This is a genomic window from Nocardia sp. FDAARGOS_372, from assembly GCF_002554515.1.
GTDB classification, from domain to species: domain Bacteria; phylum Actinomycetota; class Actinomycetes; order Mycobacteriales; family Mycobacteriaceae; genus Nocardia; species Nocardia farcinica.
The window spans coordinates 913,028-933,574 of the sequence record NZ_PDDW01000001.1 but is presented as its reverse complement, the minus strand read 5'-3'; the positions used below and the strand labels follow the sequence as shown (position 1 = coordinate 933,574).

Here is a 20,547-nt window from a genome sequence, read left to right as displayed (position 1 = left end):
CCGCGCGCGGCGTGCCCCGTCGTCCGGCGCCGAGCCGGTGCGAGCGGCGTCCCGCCGCGGGCGGGCCACACCTGATGCGGCCCGCCCGGGGGCGTCAGACGCGCGACTCCACGCGGTGGAACAGATACTCCACCAGCGTGATCAGCGATTGCAGACAGGTGCCGCGGTGGCGGGCGTCCAGGTTCGTCAGCGGGGTCTCCGGCGAGAGGTCGAGCGCGTCGCGCACCTCGTCGAGCGGATAGACCCGGCCGTCGTCGAACTGGTTGACCGCCACCGAATACGGCACCCCGCGCTCCTCGAGCACCGAGAGCACCTCGTCGGACTTCTCGATCCGGCGGGTGTCGACCAGCACCAGCGCGCCGAGCGCGCCCCGGGCCAGCTCCTCCCACAGCGGCACGAACCGCTGCTGGCCGGGCGTGCCGAACAGGTACAGCGCCAGCGTGGGATTCAGGGTGATGCGCCCGAAGTCCATCGCGACCGTGGTCTGCGTCTTGCCCGGCAGACCCGCCATGTCGTCCACCCCGATGCTGGCCTCGGTGATGGTCTCCTCGGTACGCAGCGGCTTGATCTCGGAGACGCTGCTGACGAAGGTCGTCTTGCCGACGCCGAAATTACCCGCCACCAACAGCTTCACCGATCGGGTCACCGTCTCCGGCACATACTCGACGACACGGTCAGGCCGGGAGAGCACGGAGCCCATTGAGTACCTCCTCCAACAGGGAGATCTCCGGCAACATCTGGGCCGGAGTCGGTGTGCTGAGATTGCCGCCGTCGAGCAGATCCGAGACCACGATCTTCACCACGGACGGCGGCATGTCCAGGTAGGCGGCTATTTCCGCGATGGACAGGGCGCCGCGGCGGCTGCACAGATTCATCACCCGGCGCGCGTCGGGACTCGCGCCGGTGGGCGGATCCGACGCGGCCACGACCAGGGTCACCAGATCCAGGTCGCGGGTGGGTCGGGATCGACCGCCCGTGCGCACATAGGCCCGAACGAGGTCGGGGTCGCGGCGGTGCCTGCTCATGACAGGTCGCTGTCTGTCCTCTGCCGCGGCATGCTGCCGAGCTCGTGCCCGACGCGGCCCGCGAGCTCGTTCATCCGATGCGCGATCAGGCTGACATCGATCTCGGTGGTGGTCGACACGCCGAGCAGCGCGCCCTCGCCCGCGGCAGTGATGAAGATCATCCCGTCGTCGTACTCGGTCATGTTCTGCCGGACACCGCTCTCCGGGCCGCCGCAGAACTCGCCCAGGGCCTTGCCCAGCGAGCGCAGACCCGACGCCGCCGCGGCGAACCGCTCGGCGTCGTCACGGGCGATCCCCGAGGAGTGCGCGATGCGCAGGCCGTCGTCGGACAGCAGCACCGCGAAACGCACACCGGGAATGCTCAGATCCTCGAGTAACCAGCCCAGCCTGTTGCTGCTGTCGGTCACGGCCGTATTCGTTGTGCCCATCAAGGTGTCGTCCCTTCCGTGTGTTCGGTCGCGGCGGCGCGACCGCTCTTGGAACCGGCATGCCAAGCCGCGGCGATATCCGGGCGGCCGGGCGTCGCCTCGGTGCCGGTCCGGCGCGGCCGGGCGCCGATCGCGGGCGCGACGGCCCTGCGCCGCCGCTTCGGCAGTCCGCCCTGGGTGATCTCGTGCACGGCGAACTGCTTCTCCTCCCCTTCGTCTGTACGGGCCGCGGCGACCGCGACCGGCTCGCGCGCGGGCGCCGGCTCCTCGACCACGTCCTCGCCCGACTCGCTCGCCTTCTGCGGCTGCAGCAGCGCCTCCGGGATGTAGACCATCGCGCGCATGCCGCCGTAGGCGTTGGGACCGTCGATGTAGACGGTGAATCCGTAGCGGCGGGCCAGCGCGGCGATGCCGGGGAAGCCGACCTTCGGCGAGGGCCCGAGCTGGTGGATGTCCACCGAGCGCTCTCCGGCCAGCACCTGCCTGGCCTCCTCCATCTGCTCGGAGTTCATCCGCACGCCCGCGTCGTCCACGATGACCGTCACGCCGTGGTGGCCTTCCTGGAAGGTCACGTCCACGAAGGAGGTCGGCGGCGAGTAGCGCAGCGCGTTGTCCAGCAGGGTCGCCAGCGTGTGCACCAGCGGCTCGACCGCGCGGCTGATGACCACCCGGTCGGACTGGTTGGCCCGCACCCGCAGGTAGTCGCGCACGCGGCCGGTCGCACCGCCGACCACGTCGGTCAGCGTCTGGGCGGGCCAGCGCCGGCCGGGCAGGCCGCCACAGACGATCACGTAGGACTGCGCCTGGCGGATCATCTGCTGGACGGTGTGGTCGATGCGGGTCAGCGTCGCGTACACCTCGTCGTCGCGGTGCGCGCGCAGCGCGGCGCTGACCACCTGGCTGACGTCGGCGCCGAGGCTCACCACCGAGGTGCCGAACGAGCGCACGGCGCCACTGGTCGCTTCCCGCGCGGAGGCGCGAACGGCCTCCTCGGCCGCTTCCACGGCCTGCCTGGTGCGGGCCTCGGCCTCCGCGCCCACCCGGTCGGCGGTCTCGGCCTGCACCAGGCGCAGGCCGTCGACGTACCGCTCCCCGGTCCAGTTCAGCACCTGAGCGAAGCGCGAGTTCTGTAGCGCGACAGGCACTTCGACGGTGACGGTCGGCGCGTCGTGGCGCCGGATCGCCTCGGTGAGCGCGGGCACGGTCTGCGAGGCGAATCGCTCCAGCGCCTCGTCGCGCGCACCCTGCTCACGGGTGAGTTCCTCGACGCGGGCACGCTCCTTGCGGATCGCGACCGAGGCGTACACGGCCACCGCCAGGACCAGGACGGGGGCGAGAATCCACGGAAGTACTACGGCGATATCCAAATTCATCTGTTCTCTCGTCATCTACGGCTACGAGCCTTCACCCGGAAACAGCACGTCACGGCCCCCGTGTCGACCACCAGCCTGCGACCACAGAACTCGTTGTGCCTTTCCTCGGGATTTCCGACCTGTGGAACTCGATCGGATCGGTTTCCTGCCGGAGGGTTCAACGGCCCGGGGCGGCACGGAGGCTCACCGCTCACCTCACTGTGCCTGCGGGACAGGCGATCCAGACCACGACCGCCGTCCGGACGGGGTATCCCGACCGGACCGGAACCCGACGACGCGCCAACATTAGCAGTATTACGGCGCGGTCTCGACGTAACCTGCTGACCGGCATCGGATTTGCCCGCCCCGCACGTACCTGCCCGTGGAAAACAGCTGGTCCGAGGGCCGTACGGCGTCACGGCCCCCAGACGCCGAGCCGGACCCGCCGCCGCGACACGCCGGTCCCGCAGCCGACCGGCAACGCCCCCGGAGACGACAACGGCCCGTCCACCCACGGCAGCGGGTGGACGGGCCGGTCGGTATCGCGGCGTCGCCGGCGATCAGCTCGCCTGCTTGACGACCTCGACCTCGAGGGTCAGCGTGATCTTGTCGCCGATCACCGCGCCACCGTCGGGCAGCGGCATGTCGATGTCGAGCCCGAAGTCGCGGCGGCTCACCACGGTCTTGGCCTCGAACCCGGCGACCTCACCCTGGCCCATGCCCGGGTTGACCCCGAGGAACTCGACGTCCAGCGAGACCGGCTTGGTGTTGCCGCGGACGGTGAATTCGCCGTCCACCACGAAGTTCTCCCCGTCGACGCGGAAGCCGGTCGACTTGAAGGTCATCTCCGGGAATTCGGCGGCGTGGAAGAAGTCGGCGGTGCGCAGGTGCGCGTCGCGCTGCTCGTTGTCGGTGGTGACCGAGTCGACGCGGATGGCGGCCTCGGCCGAGGCGGTGCCGTCCGCACCGATGACGAGCTTGCCGTCGAAGTCGGTGAAGCGGCCGCGGACCTTGCTCACCATCAGGTGCCGGACCGAGAAGCCGACGGTCGAGTGGGCGGGGTCGATGACCCAGGTGCCCGCGGTCAGTCCCTTGGCGATTCCGGTGGTCATGTCGTGTCCTCCAGTGGTAGAAATTTCAACTAGTGGGGTGGTCGGGAGCCCCGTGGGCGGTGCCCCGACGGGGTGCCGGTCAGCCGAGGCGGCCGGCCAGCAGGTCTTCGAAGGGAACGGTTTCCTCGTAGGGATCGGCGGGGTCGGGATCGGCGGACCGGGCGCCCACCCGTCCAGCCACCAGCTCGGCCAGTTCCCCGGCCGCGCGATCGATGCGCCGGTCCAGTCCTTCCCCGGCGTCGCCGCCGCCCCAGTCGGCCGAGGCCGCGTAGACGGCCGTCGGCACGACGATCGAGCGCAGGTAGGCGAACATCGGCCGCAGCGCGTGCTCGAGCGCGAGTGAATGCCGTTCGGTGCCGCCGGTGGCGCCGAGCAGCACCGGCATCCCGGTCAGCGAGTCCGGTTCCAGTACGTCGAAGAAGGTCTTGAACAGGCCGCTGTAGGAGGCGTTGAAGATCGGCGTCACCGCGATCAGACCGCTCGCCGTGGTCACCGCCTCGGTCACCTCGCGCAGTGCGGGCGAGGGGAACCCGGTGACCAGGTTGTTCGCCAGGTCGTGCGCGTGGTCGCGCAGTTCGATCACGGTGAACTCCGCGCCGGTGAACTCCGCGTCGCTGGACCCCGCGCCGGTGAACTCCGCGTCGGTGAACCCCGGCCCGGCGACCTCCGCCTCGCGTGCCCGCTCGGTGAGCGAGCGGGCGGTGGCCGCGGCGAGCCGGTCGGCCAGCAGGCGGGTCGACGAGGGCTGGGACAGCCCGGCCGAGATCACCGCGATTCGGGTGTCGGTCACGACCGCACCTCCTGCCTCTGCTCGTCGGCCTGAACAGCGTCGGCCTGAACCTCGTCGGCCTGAGCCTCGTGGGCCTGAACCCCGTCGGGCTGAGCAGCGTCGGCCTGAATCTCGTCGGCCCGCGCCCGGCGGGCGGCGACCAGCGCGGCGTGGGTGGGGGCGTCGGGCACGTGCGCGGGGCGGCGGGCGGCGAACTCCTTGCGCAGCACCGGCACGACCTCCTCGCCCAGCAGGTCGAGCTGCTCGAGCACGGTCTTCAGCGGCAGGCCGGCATGGTCCATCAGGAACAGCTGGCGCTGGTAGTCGCCGAAGTACTCCCGGAAGGTCAGCGTCTTGTCGATGACCTGCTGCGGGCTGCCGACGGTGAGCGGGGTCTGCTCGGTGAACTCCTCGAGCGAGGGCCCGTGCCCGTAGACCGGCGCGTTGTCGAAGTACGGCCGGAACTCGCGGACCGCGTCCTGGGAGTTCTTGCGCATGAACACCTGCCCGCCCAGGCCGACGATGGCCTGGTCGGCCGAGCCGTGCCCGTAGTGCTCGTAGCGGCGCCGGTACAGCGCGATCAACCGCTGGAAGTGCTCCTTCGGCCAGAAGATGTTGTTGGCGAAGAAGCCGTCACCGTAGTAGGCGGCCTGCTCGGCGATCTCCGGGCTGCGGATCGAGCCGTGCCAGACGAAGGGCGGCACGTCGTCGAGCGGGCGCGGGGTCGAGGTGAACGACTGCAGCGGGGTGCGGAACTTGCCCTGCCAGTCCACCACGTCCTCCCGCCAGAGCCGGTGCAGCAGGTGGTAGTTCTCGATGGCGAGCGCGATGCCGTCGCGGATGTCCTTGCCGAACCACGGGTAGACCGGGCCGGTGTTGCCGCGGCCGAGCATGAGGTCCACCCGGCCGTCGGCCAGGTGCTGCAGCATCGCGAAGTCCTCGGCGATCTTGACCGGGTCGTTGGTCGTGATCAGCGTGGTCGCGGTGGACAGCTGGATGCGCTCGGTGGTGCCGGCGATGTAGCCGAGCATGGTGGTCGGCGAGGACGGCACGAACGGCGGGTTGTGGTGCTCGCCGGTGGCGAAGACGTCGAGTCCGACCTCCTCGGCCTTCTGCGCGATCCGCACGATCGCCTTGATGCGTTCGGCCTCGGTGGGGGTCCGACCGGTCGTCGGGTCCGTGGTGACATCACCGACGGAGAAGATTCCGAACTGCACGAGGCCTCCTCGGGCTCGTTGGTTGACTTGGCAACCATACCAACCGGGGCCTCCTCCCGTCTATTCCCCGCACCCGTTCCCGTGGCGGGCGCCACCGGAAGCCGCCGGATACCATGCGCGAATGGCAAAGCTGAAGGTCTCCGCCGACGTCCCGATCAGCCCGGAGCAGGCGTGGACGCACACCTCCGACCTGGCCGGCCTGGACAAGTGGCTGACCATGCACGAGGCCTGGCGCGGCGAGGTGCCCACCGAACTGACCCCGGGCACCACACTGGTCGGGGTGGCGACGGTGAAGGGCCTGCGCAACCGCGTCACCTGGACGGTGCAGACCGCCGAACCGCCGAACCGGCTGGTGTTGAAGGGTTCGGGCAAGGGCGGCACCAAATTCACCCTCGGCCTGCTGGTCGCCCCCACGGGCACCGGCTCGCAGGTGAGCGTCGACCTCGAACTGGGCGGCGCGCCCCTGTTCGGCCCGATCGGCGCCGGGGTCGCCAAGGCCGTACGCGGCGACATCGAGCGGTCGCTGGAGAAATTCGTCGCGCTCTACGGCTGATGAAACGCCGATCGCCGGCCACGGACGAACCGGGACCGGCGATCGGCGTCGGCGGCGCTCAGTGCACGAGCATCGGCGCGTCCGCGTCCTGGGTCGCGGCGGGCCGGGTGCGCGGCAGGAAGAACGCCGGGATGAGGGTCAGCCCGGCCAGCACCAGCGCCACCACATAGGTGTTGCTGAAGGCCTCGGCCGCCTCGGCGGGGCCGGGCAGACCGGCCGGTCCCGACCGGTCCTTCATCTCGTTGGACAGCACCACCGACATCGTCGCCGTGCCGATGGAACCGGCGGTCTGGTTGATGATGTTCATCAGCGTCGAGCCGCGGGCCACCTGCTGGTGGGTCAGCGTCTGGATGGCGGCGGTCATGATCGGCATCATCGTGCAGCCCATGCCCAGGCCCATGACGAACAGCGCGGCGCACAACGCCACGTAGGAGGTCTGGTCGGTGAGCTGGACGAAGAACACCATCGACACCGTGATGACGGCGATGCCGACCATGACGATCTTGCCCGGTCCGATCCGGTCGACGAAGCGCCCGGCGATCGGCATGGTCAACATCGCGCCGATGCCCTGCGGCGCCATCAGCAGGCCCGCGGCCATGGCCGACTCACCCCGCACCTGCTGCAGGTAACTGGGCAGCAGCAGGCCGGCGCCGAAGAACGCGATGGCGAACAGCACCATCGTGAGCACCGAGAAGGTCAGCGCGCGGTTGCGGAACAGGTGCAGATCGATGAGCGGGTGCTCGGTGCGCAGCGCGTGGAACACGAAGCCCACCAGCAGCAGGACGCCGATGGCGGCCGGGACCAGCACCTTCGCGTCGGCGACCGTGCCGGTCTCCGGAATGGTCGACACGCCGTAGAGGAACAGCGCCAGGCCCGGCGAGGCCAGCAGCATGCCCAGGAAGTCGAAGGACTCCGAGGGCTGCGGTTCGTCCGCGGGCAGCACCAGGTAGGCCAGCACCAGTGACACGATGCCGATCGGCAGGTTGATCAGGAAGATCCAGTGCCAGCTGAACGCGTCGATCAGCCAGCCGCCCAGGATCGGGCCGGTGATCGGGCCGAGCAGCATCGGCACGCCGAGCACGGCCATGACCCGGCCGATGCGCTGCGGGCCCGCCGCGTGCGTCATGATCGTCATGCCGAGCGGCATGAGCATGCCGCCGCCCAGGCCCTGGATCACGCGGAAGGCGATCAGCGACTCGATGTTCCAGGCCACGCTGCACAGCAGCGAGCCGAGCACGAAGAAGGTCAACGCCATCAGGTAGAGGCGTTTGGTGCCGAACCTGTCCGCCGCCCAGCCGGTGATCGGGATGACGGTGGCCAGCGCCAGCGTGTACCCCGTCATGGTCCACGCGGCGATCGCGTAGGTCGTCTCGAATTCGGTGATGAAAGTGGGCAGGGCGACGGTCACGACGGTGACGTCGAGGATCGACATGATCGCGCCGAGCACGACCACGCCCGCGACCTTGTACACCCCTGCGTCGAGTTTGTCCGCGGCGGGATCAGGCTGTGCCGCCTGCGTATGTGGAGGTTCTGTCACCGCTTAAGGGTGCCACGTTCGCGCGTCCGTGACCACCCGATATCCGCGCTCAGACCTCCCGCCACTGCTCGTCGGGCAGCATGCTGCTGGCCTGCGGGCCCATCAGGAGCATGCCGCCGTCCACCACGAACGAGGCGCCGGTGACGTAGCCGGCCGCGGGGGTGGCGAGGAAGGCGACCACCGCGGCGACCTCCTCGGCGTGTCCCGGCCTGCCCAGCGGCACACCCGGACGCGGCTGTTCGCGCGGGTCCACGTCCTCCTGGCCGGTCATCGGGGTGGAGATCTCGCCGGGCGCCACCGAGTTGACGGTGATGTCGTACTCGGCCAGCTCCAGAGCGAGCACCTTGGTGAGCGCGCCCAGCCCGGCCTTGGCCGCACAGTAGGGTGCGGCGCCGACCTTGGGCGCGTGCTCGTGCACGCTGGTGATGTTGATGATCCGGCCGCCCCGGCCACCCCGGATCATGTGCTTGGCCGCGCGCTGCGCGCACAGGAAGGCGCCGTCCAGATCCACCGAGAGCACCCGGCGCCAGGTGTCGAAGTCCATGTCCATGACCTTCTCGGCCGACCCGGTGCCCGCGCAGTTCACCAGCAGGTCGAGCCCGCCCAGCTCCTCGGCGATGTCGTCGATGACGGCGGCCGCGGTGGGCAGGTCGGTGAGGTCGAGCTGCCGGACGGCCGCGCTCGCACCGCGCTCGCGGACCTGTTCGGCGGTGCGTTCGGCACCCTCGGCGTCGCGGTGGTAGGTGACGCCGACGTCGACGCCGCCGCCCGCGGCCAACGCCACCGCGACGGCCTTGCCGATGCCGGAGTCCGAGCCGGTCACCACCGCGCGCAACGGCGCGCCGGTGCGTTCATGGGGAAGGGGTGCGATGGTCGGCACGGCGGCCTCCTCAGCTGATGACCGCGTCGACGGCCTTCTTCAGGGCCGAGGGCTGCGCGGGCGAGTGCGGCGCCTTCTTCTTAAGCTCCAGCATCCGCGCGCCGATCTCCTGGAGTTGCTTGCGCCCCAGCCGCTCCCGGACCTTGGGGAACCACTCGTGCTCCTCCTCGTCGATGTGGTGGTCGACGTTCTCGATCAGCACCGTGGTCTTGGCGGTGAAGTGCTCGTCCTCGGGCTTCATGGTGGCCAGCTCCATGACGAGCAGATCGGCCACGTGGTGCTCCTCGTAGGACTCGAGAATGTCGTCGGTGAGTTCGGGCACCAGCTTGCGCACCTCCGGGTACATGCACTCGTTCTCGATGTAGGTGTGCACGGTGAGCGCCTCGATGATCTTGTCGACCACCCGGCCCTTGGTGGCGTTGGCGTCGTCTCCCGCTTTCTCGAACTCGCGGAACAGTTTCCGGATCTCCTTGTGATCCTCCCGCAGCAACACGATGGCATCGGTGCTCATGGCGACTCCTCGGATTCGGTTCGACCGTCGTGGCGGACATTCCCGCCGGGCGAGGTCCGAAACCTGCGGTCGCGCCGGGACGCTAGCGCGCCAGCCCGCGCCTGCCGTCGTCGAAGCGCAGCTCCAGCGTCACCGGCACGGTGCTCACCTCCAGTGCCTCGCGCAGCCGCGCCACCGCGTGTCCGAGAATCCGCCGCCGCAGCTCGGCGATGTCGGCGGTCGGTTCGGCGGTGACCACGAGATGCAGTTCCGGCTCGGTGCCGGTGCCGGTGAGCCAGGCCGAGGCCGAGCGCACCCCGGGATAGGTCTCGATGTCGTCGGCGACCGGCGCCGCGGCGGTGCGGGTGTCGAGGGTGGTGACGCCGGCGCCGGTGGCGGTGCCGATCTCCCACGCCCGTGCCTTGGGCATCCGGAACGCCTGGGCCAGCAACCAGCGCAGGCACAGCAGCGCCGCCAGCAACCCCGCGGCGATCACGATCACCAGCACCCAGGTGGGCGGCGCGCCGGTGCCGGGGACCAGCGGTTCGTCGCGGCCTGCGGCGGCCAGGCGGCCGAAGTGCGCGGCGATCAGCAGCGCACCCGCGGCCACCAGCACCGCACCGGTCAGCCCGAGCAGGGTCCGGTTCGTCCCGGCCGGGCGGTTGATTCCGCTCACGACACTCCCCTTCCGGTCACCTCGACCGTTTCGGGCGCGGCCGACGGCTGCGGCGCGGCGGGTTCCGCCCCGAGCTGTCCCTTCGCGCCCCGGCGTCCCTCGGCCTTCGCGCGCCGACCGCCGTGCACCGACGCCTTCACCTTGCGCACCGACTGCGGGCCGATCTCCTGCACCCGGGTGGTCAGCCGCTCGCACACCGCCTCGGCCAGCCCCTCGGAGCGGGCCCGGTCGGTGCGGATGCGGGCCTTGACGGCCTTGCGCCGCACCCGGATCCGCGCGGCGGACACCCCGCCGACCGTGGTCGCCGAGGCCCGCAGCGCGGTGCCGAGTCCGCGCCGGGTGACGCCGCCGCGCAGCCCGTCGTCGCCGGCCAGCGGCACCACCACCGCGCGGCCGGGCCAGATCGCCAGCACCAGCAGCACGAGGCCGAGCGCGGCGAGGACCACCCCGGTCACGAGGACGGGCACGTCGTCCCAGGTCCGGCCGTGCAGTTCGGTCGCCACCCGCTGGTAGGACACGAACTCGCGCGCACCGGCCAGCCGCTGCACCGCCCACACGATCGCGCCGACCGACAGCGCCAGCAGCACCAGCGCGACGATCACGGCGGGCAGCGTGCGGCGCGGCCTGCGGATCATCGCACCCTCCCGGCCGTCTCGGCCGGACGCACCAGCCGGTTCACCACGATGTCCACCCGGTCGACGGTGAGCCCGGTGAGTTCGCCGGTGCGGCGGATCAGATGCGCGCGGCAGCTGTCGCTGGTCCGGCCCACCGGGCGCGGGTAGCCCACCGCCAGCCGCACGTCGAGGGTGGCGCGGTCGCCGAGCACGCGCACCGCCACGTCGACATCGGGCTCGACGCCCTCGACCTCGCGCGCCGCCCGCGCCGCGATCTTGCGCACCACGCGGTCGGCCACGACGGTGACGCCGGGCAGGTCCGCCGCCGGGTCCACCGGATCGGCCGCGGCGGTCACCGCCGTCATCGCCCGCTCCGACGCTGGGCGGTGCGCACCAGGCCCGCCACGTCCAGCTCGCCGTCGAGCCAGCGGCCGACCACCAGGCCGAGCAGCGCGAACACCAAGACGATGGCGAAGGCGCCGAAACCCCCGAAGGCGACGGCGAATCCGAGCGCCAGACCCACGGCCAGGCACAGCGTTGTCGCGTTCACACCGGTCTCCTCTCCGCGGCCCCGGCCGCTCAGCGGACCCGGCTCGGCGCGGCGTCGGTCTCGTCCTCGTCGTCGCCGGGGATGTGCACGTCGTTGACGTGGATGTTGACCTCGACCACCTCGAGGCCGGTCATCTGCTCGATCGCGGTGATCACGTTGCGGCGCACCGTGCGCGCCAGTTCCGCGATGGCCACGCCGTATTCGACGACGATCTCCAGGTCGACCGCGGCCTGGGTCTCGCCCACCTCGACCGAGACGCCCTGGCCGATGCTGGCCGAGGCGCCGGGGATGCGGTCACGGATGGCGCTGAAGGCACGGGCCGCGCCGCCGCCGAGCGCGTGGACGCCGCGCACCTCGCGGGCGGCCAGGCCGGCGACCTTCTGCACGACGACGTCGGCGATGGTGGTGCTGCCCTGATCGGTGACCAGGTCGTTGCGCTTGGGCGCGGTTTCGGCCGTGGTCTTGGCGGGGGCGCTGTTCTCGCCGGTGGACTTCGAGGGTGTCGCAGTGGTCATCGTTCCTCCTGAGTTTCCTTCGGATACAGCGGTTGTCGCCGGTCCTGTACTCCTTTCGACACCGGCACGGGCGGTATGCTCACGGTGGAAATCGGGTGAGCGAGGTCACCCGCCCTGGTCGTCGGCGAAGGCGGCGGCGTCGAGTTCGGTCACCACCAGGCGCACCGCGGCGTTCTCCCAGCGGGTGCCGTGCAGGACGCCGCGCACCGCCTCGGCGGCGAGGTTCAGCAGCGGCGGCAACGGCAGCGCCGCGGCGATCACCCTGACCTCCACCGTGGTCGGGCCGAGATCGACGGCGTAGCGGCGGGTGTCCCACGGCCACCAGGCCGGGTCGCCCGCGCCGAGCGGGGTCGCGGGCCGCAGCCCGGACACGCCGCCGACCGCGGCCACGATCTTGTCCCTGGTCTCCTCGTCGATCATCGCGCCTCCGGCTCGATGTCGAGCACGAGCACCGCGACCTCGCCGACGTCCTCGCCGGTCTGTTCGGCGACGACGCGGGTGATCTCGCGCTGCACGGCACGGCCCACCGCCGCGACGTCGGCGTCGGCGGTGACCACCAGGTCCACCGCGACCCGCACGCCGCCGTCGTTGGTGCGCCGCACGCGGACGCCATCGGCGCGGGCGGGGTCGGCGCCGGCGAGCCGCTGCCGACCGGCGCGCAGCACCGACCCCACCAGTCCGCGCACCCCCGGTTCCAGTCTGCGTACCCCGGGGACGGCGGCAGCCGCACGCGCCGCCACCGCCGCCACCACGGCGGGCTCGACCACCAGCACGGTCCCCGGCGGCGTGCTCATCGGCCCTCCCGCGGCGACTCGTCGAACACGTCGGCGACGACCACGTCGATGCGTTCGGCCACCAGCCCGGTCCGCGCGGCCAACGCCGTGCGCACCCGCTCGCGCACCGCGGGCAGCACCCGGCCGACCTCGGTGGCCGGGAAGCGCACGGCGATGGACAGCTCCACCGTCACCCGGCGCGTTCCGTCCGGCTCGGCGCCCAGTTCCCGCACCGCGCAGTGCCGGGCGCGCACGCCGGGCACGGTGTCGGCGGCGTAGCGCAGGACCGCGGCGACGGCCTGCTCGCTCACCTCCACCGCACCCGGCTGGTCGGTGGCCAACCGCAGGGTGCGCCCGCGCCGCGCCTCGGCCCGTACCGCGGACATGATCCGGGTGACCAGGTCCGGTGGCGGCGCGGTGGGCTCCTCGATCAGTTCCGCGGTGGCCGCGCGCAGGGCGAGCAGGCTCTCCCGCGCGCCGCGGCAGTACTCGCAGGTCATGTCGTGCTCGTCACCGAAGCCCGCGCGCACCATGTCCAACCGCTCCCACACCTGTTCGATGTCGCGGCCGCACGGCAACACATAATTCTGTTCGGTCGTGTCGTTCACCGCCACGGCTTCATCACCTCCGCGAGTTGGGCGCGTGCCCGGGCTATGCGGCCGCGTACGGCGGTCGTGTTCGTCTCGACGATCGTGGCGATCTCCTCGTAGGACAGTCCGTCGACTTCCCGCAGCAGCCAGCACGCGCGTTGTTCCGGCGTGAGCCGTTGCAGGGCCTGGTTCAGTGCCGCCAGCTGCGAATTCACCTGGGCGGCGTGGTCGGGTCTGGTGTCGGTGCGCGGCGACTCGGCGGTATCGGGGTCCACGTCGGCGGTGGGGCGGCGGGCGCGGATCACGTTCAGGCACCGGTTCGTCGTCATCCGGTACAGCCAGCCGACGAACGCGGCCGAGTCCTGCAATTGGCTCAGCCTGCGCCACGCGCCGAGGAAGACCTCCTGCACCGCGTCCTCGGCGTCGGCGCGGTCGCCGAGCATGCGCAACGCCAGCCGGAACATCTGGTTCTGGTACCGCAGCACCAATTGCTCGTAGGCCCGCACATCACCGTCCTTGGCGCGCTCGACCAGCGTCACCTCGTCGGGCGTCGTGGACCCCGTGTCGTGAACAACCGCATCGGTCGTGGTCACCGCACCTCCTCCGCCGCTCATGGGTGGGACACCGCGGGCTGCGAGAACGTCACGGCGATTATCGCGTGACGGTCGTCTCAGCGAGTGCCGTTCGCGGGCGGGGTGCGCGCGTGTCGTCCCCGCCAGGACCGATTACCGCACCGGGCGCTGGTTAACCTCCCGGACATGGCGATCGACGAGGATTCCCTGCCGAGCATCGACACCCTCGACGAGGTGACCGAGATCGCACGCGCGCACGATTCGGTGTTCCTGCGCTACTCGCGCGGGCCCGCGGCCGACGCGCGCAGCGGTCCCAGCCGCGATTTCGAGGCCGAGGTCGAGTTGCCCGGGTGGTCGGTGACGACCGTGACACCGGAACCGTGGTGGCCGCGACCCGACCGGGACTGGGTGGCGCGCCGGCTGTGCAAATACGCCGAACTCGGCGCCGCGCACGGCCGGTTTCCCTGGTTGCTGATCGGTCGCGTGGTAGGGCGCGGACCAGACCACGAGCCGCTGGTGGCCGATATGACACCGATTGCCCGGGTGAGCGAGGCGGCGCTGGCGGAGGCCGAACGGGTCTACGGCGAGCGGTTCCACGTGGGCCGGGACTCCACCTCGGACTGAGATTTCTTGTGGAAAACCTTGCGGTGGCGGGGGTTTCGCGAGCGAGAATGGAAGGGGCCGCGCGTCGGCCGCCGACGGGGGGACATCCGCAGCTCGTCTTTCCCGATCGACTCTTGCCCGCACGAAACACGTAGGGATCACACGATGAGAGTCCATCGATTCGCCGCAACCACCCTGCTCGCCATCGGGGCCACCACCTTCGCCGCGGGCACCGTGCACGCCGCGCCCGCCGCACCCGAGATCGCCGGGGTGGAACAGGGCATCGGCTTCACCGCGGGCCCGACCACGGACGGCACCGGTCTGGTCACCCGCCTCGACTCCGGCACGTTCCGCGCGGTCGGCGATGCCGTCGTCCTCACCGACGCCGCGGGCCTGCCGGTCGCCGCGGTACCGGCCACGGTGCAGGTCGACGGCGCCGCGGTCACCCTGTCCCCGCGGATCAGCGACGCGGGCCGCACGCTCACCCTCACCCCCGTCGGCGCGCCCGCGGCGAGCGAGCGGCTGGCCAGCTTCGTCGACCAGGACGAGACACTGGCCCGCAAGCAGCACAACGCCGGCGTCGGGGCGCTCATCGGCGCCGGAATCGGCGCGGTGTTCGGGTTCTTCCTCGGTGGCGTCGGCGCACTGGTCACCGTGCCGATCGGCGCGGGGATCGGCGCCCTGATCGGCTTCGCCACCCCCTAGCACGGCCACCGGGATCGCCGGCGTCCGCACGCACGGACGCCGGCGATCAGCGCAAGGGGGCGGTGACGGTGTTGGATCGGCCGACGTACTCGTCGTTGATGAGGTGATAGGCCTCGCCGAGATCGGTGAGTGCCCGCTGCCACCAGCCATCGGCCAGTTCCCCCGCGGGCCTGCGGCTCAGCGCCAGCAGTGCGGCGGCGGCATCGGCCGACCTGGCGGCGGCGTCGAGCAGCACCGGCGCCGGGTCGGCGGTGGCCGCCCCGGCGAGCGCGTCGATGTGATCGTGCAACAGGCACGCCTCGAAACACACCTGTTCGGTGGGGCTTTCGTCGAGCACCGCACCGACCTCGGCGAGCGGGTGGGCCGGGTCGGCGGTGAGCACCTGCCGCAACTCCCCCGACACCACCCGGTGCAGCAGGCCGACGAGTTCGGCCTGCTCGGACGCCGGATCGCGATGCGCCGCGACCGACTCCTGCGGGTCCACCCGCAGGATCGCCAGCACCGCCCGCAGTTGCGCGATGGTCACCACGTTCGCGTCCTCCCTGTTCGCCAGCGCCTGTCCTGCCCACCCATCGAACCGCCTCGAACCACCCGCCGCGTCGAAACACACCCGGTACCGAACCCACACCCCCGGGACCGGAACACGCCCCTGCATCGAACGCGGCATCACCAACGCGGCATCAACGTAGCCAAGTCGGCCTGCCCTGTCCAGAGCAGCCACCACCTGGCCGGATGCCGCGATCGGCACCGGCGCGGGCGGCCACCGAATAGGCTTGCCGCCGAAGCGCGCTCGCCGCCCGTGCGGGCGCTCGGGGAGGACTCCATGCCCGGCCGTCTACGCCGCGCGCTCGCCGTCGCCGTCGTCGTGGCCGCCGTCCCGGGTTGCGCGACCCTGTTCGGTGATCCGCCGCCGCCGCCGTCGCCGGAGCAGATCGCGCGCGCCGCCGACGAGGTGGCGGCACTGCCGCGCGCGGCCGAGGCCGAACAGTCGCTGCGCACGGCCGTCGAGCACATCGCCGCCGCGGCCGGCGCACACAACCCGGCGTTGCGGTGGAGCTGGAGCGGCGAACGCGCCGAAGGTCCTTGCCACGGCCCGTACGCGAGTGTCGGCGGGCTGCGGGTGGTCTTGCCGCGCTACCTCGCCGAGGGCTCCATTCCCGCGTCGGCCTGGCCGGAGTTCCGCCGCGTCGCGCACGAGTTCGCTGCCGCCGCGGGAGCGGTCGATCTGCGGCCCGACACCAGCACGCCACCGCACTACCACCTCGACGCCGACGGCACCGACGGTGCGTACTGGGACAACCAGACGAACCTGGCCGTGTTCGCCGGGCCGGACTCGATGACGATCACCGCCAACACCGGCTGCCGCCGTCCCTGACGCCGCGCCGTGGCTGTTTGCCCGGCGGGGGCCCGGGTAGGCGCTCCATGGTCGCCCGGCGTCCCGGGCGACCGACCGGGACTGCACACCAGCTCAGGAGGTAGCGATGCCCATCGGATACAAGCTCGCGGCCGAGGGCTACGGGCCGAACGACCTCATCCGGCAGGCCGTGGCGGCCGAGCAGGCCGGCTTCGACTTCGTCGAGATCAGTGACCATTTCCATCCCTGGCTCGACAACCAGGGCCATTCCCCGTTCGCCTGGAGCGTGCTCGGCGCGATCGCCGCGCGCACCGAACGGATCGGCCTGGCCACCGGCGTCACCTGCCCGACGCTGCGCTACCACCCCGCCATCGTGGCCCAGGCCGCCGCGACCACCGCGCTGATCTCCGACGGCCGCTTCACCCTCGGCATCGGCTCCGGTGAACGCCTCAACGAACATGTGGTGGGACTGGAGTTTCCCGACTCGGTGCGGGTGCGCCACGAGATGCTGCGCGAGGCGCTGGAGATCATCCGGCTGCTCTGGCAGGGCGGCTACCGGTCCTACGAGGGCAAGTACCTGCAATTGTCGGATGCCCGCATCTTCGACCTGCCCGAGACGCCCCCGGTGATCGCGGTGGCCGCGGGCGGACCCGCGGCCGCGCGGCTGGCCGCCGATCTCGGCGACGGGCTCTTCGCGACCGAGCCGAATGCCGAGATCGTCCGCGAGTACCACGAGCACGGCGGCAGCGGCCCGCGCTACGCCGAGGTGCCGGTGGCCTGGGCGCCCGACGAGCACACCGCCGCGCAGGCCGCGCTGGAGACCACCCGCTGGGCGCTCGCCGGCTGGAAGGTGATGAGCGAACTGCCCAACCCGGTGAACTTCGCCGCGGCCAGCGCGACCGTGCGCGAGGACGACATCCGCGCGCACTTCACCTGCGGGACCGACCCGGATCGCTACGTCGAGGCCGTGCGCACCTTCACCGACGCCGGGTTCGACCACCTCGTCCTGCAGAACGCGGGGCCGGACCCGTACGGCTTCATCGACTTCTACGGCTCGCGGTTGCGCGAGACGTTGCGCGAGTCGACGGCGCTCACCGCGCACCGCGGCTGAGCGGGCGCCCGCTCAGCTCAGGCGCTGCCTGCTGCTGCGGGCGCGGCGGCGCGCCTCGGCCATTTCGGCGAGCTCCTGCTCGAGCGCCTCGGCGATACGGAACTGGCCGGTGTCGTAGATGCCCGAGGACCGCACCACCTCGTGGTAGGCACCGTCCGGATCGGGCGGCGGCACGCTGCGCTCCTTGCTCTTCCGCGAGGACATGGTGCGGCTGTCCTTGGCCAGCGACCGGTTGTCCTTGGCGACCGGCGGCGGCACCGAGGGATCGCCCTTGGCCGCCGCGGGGGTCTGCGGCACGACGACCTTGGCGGTCATCGCGCTGTCGGACCGGCCGGGCACCGCGGGGCGGCCGACCGGAGCCAGTGCCTCGTCGATCGTCTTCGCCCGGTTCGGGGCCGGATTCGGTGACGCGGCCGCGGCTTTCCCGGTCGCGGTGGGAATCGGCGCGGTCGCGGGCACCGACGTGCTCAATGGCTTGGTCGCGGGCGCAGCCGGTTTCGGCGTCTTCACCGCGGCCGGGGCGGACTTCGCGGGGGTGCCGTTGGTGGTGGTGCCCTTGCCTGAGGTGCCGTGGGTGGCGGCGCTGCCGTTCGTGGACGCCGCAGCTGTCGGCTCGGCCGGCGTGGCCGCCTTCTTCTCGGGCGCGGCGGTCTTCGGGCGCGACTTCTCGGCCGCCGGTGCGGCGGACCCGTCCGCGGGCTCGCCTCGGTGGCCCGCCTCGACGAGTTCGCCCTCGGCCGGTGCCTCCTGCGCCTCGTCGGCGGCCAGCGGCTCACCGGTCTCGGGATCGACGCGGCCGTCCACGTCCGGGTCGGCCTGCTCGGCGATCTCGGCCTCGGCCGCCACCCGCGGCACCATCTCGATCGGGCCGCGCGAGCGCACCGCCACCAGCGAGGGCAGGCTGTTGCGGATCTGCTCGGCCGGGTCGGGCAGCTCGCGCACCTGCTCGGTCGCCCGGTAGATCGCCAGACCGTAGCGGGAGCTGGCGGCGTCGTGGATGAGCAACGCGACGCCGATCATCACCGGCGCGATGGCGTGCACACCGACCTCGTACCACTGCCCCGCCCGCAGATACGGGTAGGTGTTCAGCACGACCGTCAGCGACAGCAGCGCGATCTCGGCGGCGGCGACCTGCTTGCGGTTGTCGACCACGCCCCATTCGGCCACCTTGTTGGTGCCGATCATGATGATGATCAGACAGACGCTGATCATGCCTTCCAGCAGATAGCTGAACCAGTACAGCGGATCGCCCGGCCCGCCCGGGGCGATGTTGTGCTGGACGTTGACCGCCGACCAGAGCATGCCTGCGGCGACGACACCGGCGAGCGCGCGCAGCGACCAGGACCGATGCCGGTACAGCGAGGCGAGTTTCGCGTGCGGGCTGGATTCGCGCCGCTGCGCGGCGATCGCCTTGCGGGCGAGCAACAGATCTCGCATGTCGGCCTTCGCGATCTCTTCCGCGGTTTGACGTGCCCGGTCCGAGGCCACCGCGGCGGCCTGCACTTCTTTCCAGCGCTGTTCCCGGTCCTGCTCGCGAATGCGTTCGGCCAGCTCGCGTTCGGCACGCAGCTCGTCCTCCGACAACGCCTCGGTGAGCGCCGGGTCGAACTGGTAGGCCAGGCGGCCTCTGGCCTTCTCGACCCGCCGCGCCAGCTGCGTGACCTCGTCCTCGATCGGATGCTCGACGGTCATATCGACCTCCCGCCGGGGAGTTTCGATGGCAGACAAGTGATCACGGGTGTGAACAGCACCCCACATTCATAGTCCATGCACGGTTGCCTGCAAAACCATAGATTTTCCCGCTCCGCTCTTCCCCGGCGCGCCGCGCGCGACACACGGGGGAACGACGCGCTTTTCCCAGGCACGACGACAGCACGACGACAGCGCGGTGCCCGCCCCGGCACATCCCGGGACGGGCACCGCTCGGCGCGCGCGATCAGTGCGCGCTCACGCCGCTCAATTCGTTCGGGCTGTCCGGCAAGGTGACCGAGGCCGCCACGGTGCCCGCGGCCAGATCGATCCGGTGCACCTGCTTGGTCGCCGGATCGCTGACGTAGACGTCACCGCCCCGCACGAACAGCGCCGGGCGCGGCTGCTGCCACTTCAGCGGTTCCTGCCACGGCGCGAGCACGTCGATGCGACGCACCACCGTGCCCGCCACCGGGTCGATGACGTGCAGGCGGCCGTCGGTGCCGAGCACCAGCGCCTCGCCCTGCGGGCCGCGGCCGAGGGAGCGGAAGGTGTAGCTGGCGCCCAGATCCACCAGGCGCAGCGAGCCGGTGGTGGTGTCGATCAGCGAGACCTGCTGCGGGCGCTCCAGTTCGGCGTCCTTGTCCTGCTTGTAATCGCCGAGCACGATGGCCGATTCGGGGCTGCCGGCCTGGTTGCCGATGCGACCGTAGGGGGTCGGGCTGGTGATCTTGGTGATGACGCCGTCGCGGTAGACGAGCACACCGTTCTCGCAGCCGACGACGACGGTCTCGTCCTCGGCGGCGGCCTCGCCGTGCACGCCGGGGCAGTCCTCGTTGCGGGTGATCTCGGTACGCCGCTCGTCCAGCACGGCCAGACCGGTGCGCTTCTCCTCGGTGCCGAGGGTGACGACCAGCTTCCCGTCCGCCAGTTCCACCGCGACACCGTGGTGCGGCTGCGGGGTCTTGTAGACCTCGGTGGGCGGCGCGCCCGCGGCGAGGTCGGCCGGGTCGAAGGAGACCACCTCGCCGGTGCCGTCGGTGAACAGCACGGTGCGCCCGGCGTGGCGCACGACGTGCCCGGGCTCCGGGCCGGGGAAGGAGATGTCGGTGAATTCGGCGGCGGTCGCGTCGTAGACCCGGAACCCTTCGGACGTGGAGACCATCAGGTGCCGCTCGTCACCGGCCGGGTTGAGCCGGTTGAAGCCGTCGAGCCGGGTGGTGCCGCCCAGTTCCAGCGTGCGGCCGTCGAGGACGTGGATGCCGCCGTCGAAGGTGACCGCGATCGGCTCGGCGATCGCGCGGTCCTGGGCGTCGGCGTCGTCGCCGGACCCGCAGGCGGTCAGCGTGACCGCGGCGGTCAGCAGACCGGCCAGCGCGGTCGCGGTCCGCGCGGTGGATCGAATGTGCATGTGGTGCTCCCTTTTCCGATG

27 protein-coding genes are annotated in these 20,547 nt (G+C 71.5%); 5 read left to right on the top strand and 22 right to left on the bottom strand.

The window, feature by feature from the left end:
- Positions 1-94 precede the first annotated feature (94 nt).
- From CRM89_RS04765 to CRM89_RS04735, 7 genes are all read right to left on the bottom strand, one after another.
- Positions 95-700 carry an ATP/GTP-binding protein gene (locus CRM89_RS04765; RefSeq protein WP_041560084.1) on the bottom strand — a complete coding sequence of 202 codons (606 nt, stop codon included), beginning with the start codon at positions 698-700 and terminating at the stop codon, positions 95-97.
- Complete coding sequence (locus CRM89_RS04760) at positions 675-1,025, bottom strand: DUF742 domain-containing protein (RefSeq protein WP_011208885.1); 351 nt, start codon at positions 1,023-1,025, stop codon at positions 675-677. The genes CRM89_RS04765 and CRM89_RS04760 overlap by 26 nt, the downstream gene beginning before the upstream one ends.
- Entirely contained in the window at positions 1,022-1,453 is a 432-nt protein-coding gene (locus CRM89_RS04755; RefSeq protein ID WP_041560083.1) for a roadblock/LC7 domain-containing protein, read from the bottom strand. Before CRM89_RS04755 ends, CRM89_RS04760 begins: the two co-directional genes overlap by 4 nt.
- The gene (locus CRM89_RS04750; protein ID WP_172964443.1) at positions 1,453-2,826 is read right to left on the bottom strand and encodes a sensor histidine kinase; all 1,374 of its coding nucleotides are present in this window, start codon (positions 2,824-2,826) and stop codon (positions 1,453-1,455) included. The genes CRM89_RS04755 and CRM89_RS04750 overlap by 1 nt, the downstream gene beginning before the upstream one ends.
- Positions 2,827-3,365: 539 nt before the next feature.
- Complete coding sequence (locus CRM89_RS04745; protein WP_011208882.1) at positions 3,366-3,917, bottom strand: YceI family protein; 552 nt, start codon at positions 3,915-3,917, stop codon at positions 3,366-3,368.
- A 79-nt stretch (positions 3,918-3,996) separates the two neighbouring features.
- On the bottom strand, positions 3,997-4,707 hold the full coding sequence (locus CRM89_RS04740; protein ID WP_098083315.1) for an FMN reductase: 711 nt from the start codon (positions 4,705-4,707) through the stop codon (positions 3,997-3,999).
- Positions 4,704-5,903: an LLM class flavin-dependent oxidoreductase gene (locus CRM89_RS04735; protein WP_098083314.1), complete on the bottom strand. Its 1,200-nt coding sequence runs from the start codon at positions 5,901-5,903 to the stop codon at positions 4,704-4,706. Before CRM89_RS04735 ends, CRM89_RS04740 begins: the two co-directional genes overlap by 4 nt.
- A 121-nt stretch (positions 5,904-6,024) precedes the next feature.
- Between CRM89_RS04735 and CRM89_RS04730 the strand changes: the two genes are divergently transcribed.
- On the top strand, positions 6,025-6,456 hold the full coding sequence (locus tag CRM89_RS04730) for an SRPBCC family protein (RefSeq protein WP_011208879.1): 432 nt from the start codon (positions 6,025-6,027) through the stop codon (positions 6,454-6,456).
- Between the two features lie 58 nt (positions 6,457-6,514).
- On the opposite strand, the gene CRM89_RS04725 is transcribed toward CRM89_RS04730, so the two are convergent.
- The 12 genes from CRM89_RS04725 to CRM89_RS04670 all read right to left on the bottom strand — a co-directional run bounded on the left by CRM89_RS04725 (position 6,515) and on the right by CRM89_RS04670 (position 13,674).
- Positions 6,515-7,993 carry a DHA2 family efflux MFS transporter permease subunit gene (locus tag CRM89_RS04725; RefSeq protein ID WP_098083313.1) on the bottom strand — a complete coding sequence of 493 codons (1,479 nt, stop codon included), beginning with the start codon at positions 7,991-7,993 and terminating at the stop codon, positions 6,515-6,517.
- Positions 7,994-8,042: 49 nt separating this feature from the next.
- Positions 8,043-8,873, bottom strand: coding sequence for an SDR family oxidoreductase (locus CRM89_RS04720; protein ID WP_076573483.1), 831 nt, complete (start codon positions 8,871-8,873; stop codon positions 8,043-8,045).
- Positions 8,874-8,883: 10 nt separating this feature from the next.
- Positions 8,884-9,384 (bottom strand): hemerythrin domain-containing protein, encoded by a 501-nt coding sequence (locus CRM89_RS04715; RefSeq protein ID WP_011208876.1) that lies wholly within the window; start codon positions 9,382-9,384, stop codon positions 8,884-8,886.
- A gap of 82 nt (positions 9,385-9,466) precedes the next feature.
- Positions 9,467-10,039, bottom strand: coding sequence for a hypothetical protein (locus tag CRM89_RS04710; protein ID WP_011208875.1), 573 nt, complete (start codon positions 10,037-10,039; stop codon positions 9,467-9,469).
- Positions 10,036-10,674, bottom strand: coding sequence for a DUF6286 domain-containing protein (locus CRM89_RS04705; RefSeq protein WP_086841379.1), 639 nt, complete (start codon positions 10,672-10,674; stop codon positions 10,036-10,038). The genes CRM89_RS04710 and CRM89_RS04705 overlap by 4 nt, the downstream gene beginning before the upstream one ends.
- Positions 10,671-11,018: an Asp23/Gls24 family envelope stress response protein gene (locus tag CRM89_RS04700; protein WP_060591834.1), complete on the bottom strand. Its 348-nt coding sequence runs from the start codon at positions 11,016-11,018 to the stop codon at positions 10,671-10,673. The genes CRM89_RS04705 and CRM89_RS04700 overlap by 4 nt, the downstream gene beginning before the upstream one ends.
- Entirely contained in the window at positions 11,015-11,203 is a 189-nt protein-coding gene (locus tag CRM89_RS04695) for a hypothetical protein (RefSeq protein ID WP_011208872.1), read from the bottom strand. Before CRM89_RS04695 ends, CRM89_RS04700 begins: the two co-directional genes overlap by 4 nt.
- Before the next feature lie 29 nt (positions 11,204-11,232).
- Positions 11,233-11,718 (bottom strand): Asp23/Gls24 family envelope stress response protein, encoded by a 486-nt coding sequence (locus CRM89_RS04690; protein WP_060591837.1) that lies wholly within the window; start codon positions 11,716-11,718, stop codon positions 11,233-11,235.
- A gap of 105 nt (positions 11,719-11,823) precedes the next feature.
- Positions 11,824-12,138, bottom strand: coding sequence for a hypothetical protein (locus CRM89_RS04685; RefSeq protein ID WP_086841380.1), 315 nt, complete (start codon positions 12,136-12,138; stop codon positions 11,824-11,826).
- Positions 12,135-12,512, bottom strand: coding sequence for an Asp23/Gls24 family envelope stress response protein (locus CRM89_RS04680; RefSeq protein ID WP_060591840.1), 378 nt, complete (start codon positions 12,510-12,512; stop codon positions 12,135-12,137). Before CRM89_RS04680 ends, CRM89_RS04685 begins: the two co-directional genes overlap by 4 nt.
- Entirely contained in the window at positions 12,509-13,099 is a 591-nt protein-coding gene (locus tag CRM89_RS04675; RefSeq protein ID WP_082668715.1) for an Asp23/Gls24 family envelope stress response protein, read from the bottom strand. Before CRM89_RS04675 ends, CRM89_RS04680 begins: the two co-directional genes overlap by 4 nt.
- A complete protein-coding gene (locus CRM89_RS04670) occupies positions 13,096-13,674 on the bottom strand; it encodes an RNA polymerase sigma factor (RefSeq protein WP_011208867.1) in 579 nt (192 codons plus the stop codon). The genes CRM89_RS04675 and CRM89_RS04670 overlap by 4 nt, the downstream gene beginning before the upstream one ends.
- 165 nt (positions 13,675-13,839) lie before the next feature.
- Between CRM89_RS04670 and CRM89_RS04665 the strand changes: the two genes are divergently transcribed.
- Together CRM89_RS04665 and CRM89_RS04660 are read left to right on the top strand one after the other, a co-directional pair.
- On the top strand, positions 13,840-14,277 hold the full coding sequence (locus CRM89_RS04665) for a DUF6098 family protein (RefSeq protein WP_228821703.1): 438 nt from the start codon (positions 13,840-13,842) through the stop codon (positions 14,275-14,277).
- 144 nt (positions 14,278-14,421) lie between these two features.
- Positions 14,422-14,961, top strand: a complete 540-nt coding sequence (locus CRM89_RS04660) for a hypothetical protein (RefSeq protein WP_098083311.1) — start codon at positions 14,422-14,424, stop codon at positions 14,959-14,961.
- Positions 14,962-15,007: 46 nt separating this feature from the next.
- Here CRM89_RS04660 and CRM89_RS04655 read toward each other — a convergent pair whose 3' ends face one another.
- Positions 15,008-15,490, bottom strand: coding sequence for a hypothetical protein (locus CRM89_RS04655; protein WP_011208864.1), 483 nt, complete (start codon positions 15,488-15,490; stop codon positions 15,008-15,010).
- A gap of 294 nt (positions 15,491-15,784) precedes the next feature.
- Between CRM89_RS04655 and CRM89_RS30760 the strand changes: the two genes are divergently transcribed.
- Both CRM89_RS30760 and CRM89_RS04645 read left to right on the top strand, forming a co-directional pair.
- A complete protein-coding gene (locus tag CRM89_RS30760) occupies positions 15,785-16,336 on the top strand; it encodes an LppA family lipoprotein (RefSeq protein WP_172964442.1) in 552 nt (183 codons plus the stop codon).
- A 106-nt stretch (positions 16,337-16,442) separates the two neighbouring features.
- Positions 16,443-17,426, top strand: a complete 984-nt coding sequence (locus CRM89_RS04645; RefSeq protein ID WP_011208862.1) for an LLM class F420-dependent oxidoreductase — start codon at positions 16,443-16,445, stop codon at positions 17,424-17,426.
- A gap of 12 nt (positions 17,427-17,438) precedes the next feature.
- Here CRM89_RS04645 and CRM89_RS04640 read toward each other — a convergent pair whose 3' ends face one another.
- Together CRM89_RS04640 and aztD are read right to left on the bottom strand one after the other, a co-directional pair.
- Entirely contained in the window at positions 17,439-19,118 is a 1,680-nt protein-coding gene (locus tag CRM89_RS04640) for a hypothetical protein (protein WP_098083308.1), read from the bottom strand.
- A gap of 244 nt (positions 19,119-19,362) precedes the next feature.
- Positions 19,363-20,526 (bottom strand): zinc metallochaperone AztD, encoded by a 1,164-nt coding sequence (gene aztD, locus CRM89_RS04635; RefSeq protein ID WP_060591853.1) that lies wholly within the window; start codon positions 20,524-20,526, stop codon positions 19,363-19,365.
- Positions 20,527-20,547 lie beyond the last annotated feature (21 nt).

Excerpts from the sequence above, each read along its gene's own strand:
- CRM89_RS04765 (WP_041560084.1), bottom strand. The coding sequence starts at position 700 with ATGGGCTCCGTGCTCTCCCGGCCTGACCGTGTCGTCGAGTATGTGCCG.
- CRM89_RS04760 (WP_011208885.1), bottom strand. The coding sequence starts at position 1,025 with ATGAGCAGGCACCGCCGCGACCCCGACCTCGTTCGGGCCTATGTGCGC.
- CRM89_RS04755 (WP_041560083.1), bottom strand. The coding sequence starts at position 1,453 with ATGGGCACAACGAATACGGCCGTGACCGACAGCAGCAACAGGCTGGGC.
- CRM89_RS04750 (WP_172964443.1), bottom strand. The coding sequence starts at position 2,826 with ATGAATTTGGATATCGCCGTAGTACTTCCGTGGATTCTCGCCCCCGTC.
- CRM89_RS04745 (WP_011208882.1), bottom strand. The coding sequence starts at position 3,917 with ATGACCACCGGAATCGCCAAGGGACTGACCGCGGGCACCTGGGTCATC.
- CRM89_RS04730 (WP_011208879.1), top strand. The coding sequence starts at position 6,025 with ATGGCAAAGCTGAAGGTCTCCGCCGACGTCCCGATCAGCCCGGAGCAG.
- CRM89_RS04715 (WP_011208876.1), bottom strand. The coding sequence starts at position 9,384 with ATGAGCACCGATGCCATCGTGTTGCTGCGGGAGGATCACAAGGAGATC.
- CRM89_RS04705 (WP_086841379.1), bottom strand. The coding sequence starts at position 10,674 with ATGATCCGCAGGCCGCGCCGCACGCTGCCCGCCGTGATCGTCGCGCTG.
- CRM89_RS04700 (WP_060591834.1), bottom strand. The coding sequence starts at position 11,018 with ATGACGGCGGTGACCGCCGCGGCCGATCCGGTGGACCCGGCGGCGGAC.
- CRM89_RS04690 (WP_060591837.1), bottom strand. The coding sequence starts at position 11,718 with ATGACCACTGCGACACCCTCGAAGTCCACCGGCGAGAACAGCGCCCCC.
- CRM89_RS04685 (WP_086841380.1), bottom strand. The coding sequence starts at position 12,138 with ATGATCGACGAGGAGACCAGGGACAAGATCGTGGCCGCGGTCGGCGGC.
- CRM89_RS04680 (WP_060591840.1), bottom strand. The coding sequence starts at position 12,512 with ATGAGCACGCCGCCGGGGACCGTGCTGGTGGTCGAGCCCGCCGTGGTG.
- CRM89_RS04665 (WP_228821703.1), top strand. The coding sequence starts at position 13,840 with ATGGCGATCGACGAGGATTCCCTGCCGAGCATCGACACCCTCGACGAG.
- CRM89_RS04660 (WP_098083311.1), top strand. The coding sequence starts at position 14,422 with ATGAGAGTCCATCGATTCGCCGCAACCACCCTGCTCGCCATCGGGGCC.
- CRM89_RS30760 (WP_172964442.1), top strand. The coding sequence starts at position 15,785 with ATGCCCGGCCGTCTACGCCGCGCGCTCGCCGTCGCCGTCGTCGTGGCC.
- CRM89_RS04645 (WP_011208862.1), top strand. The coding sequence starts at position 16,443 with ATGCCCATCGGATACAAGCTCGCGGCCGAGGGCTACGGGCCGAACGAC.
- CRM89_RS04640 (WP_098083308.1), bottom strand. The coding sequence starts at position 19,118 with ATGACCGTCGAGCATCCGATCGAGGACGAGGTCACGCAGCTGGCGCGG.
- aztD (WP_060591853.1), bottom strand. The coding sequence starts at position 20,526 with ATGCACATTCGATCCACCGCGCGGACCGCGACCGCGCTGGCCGGTCTG.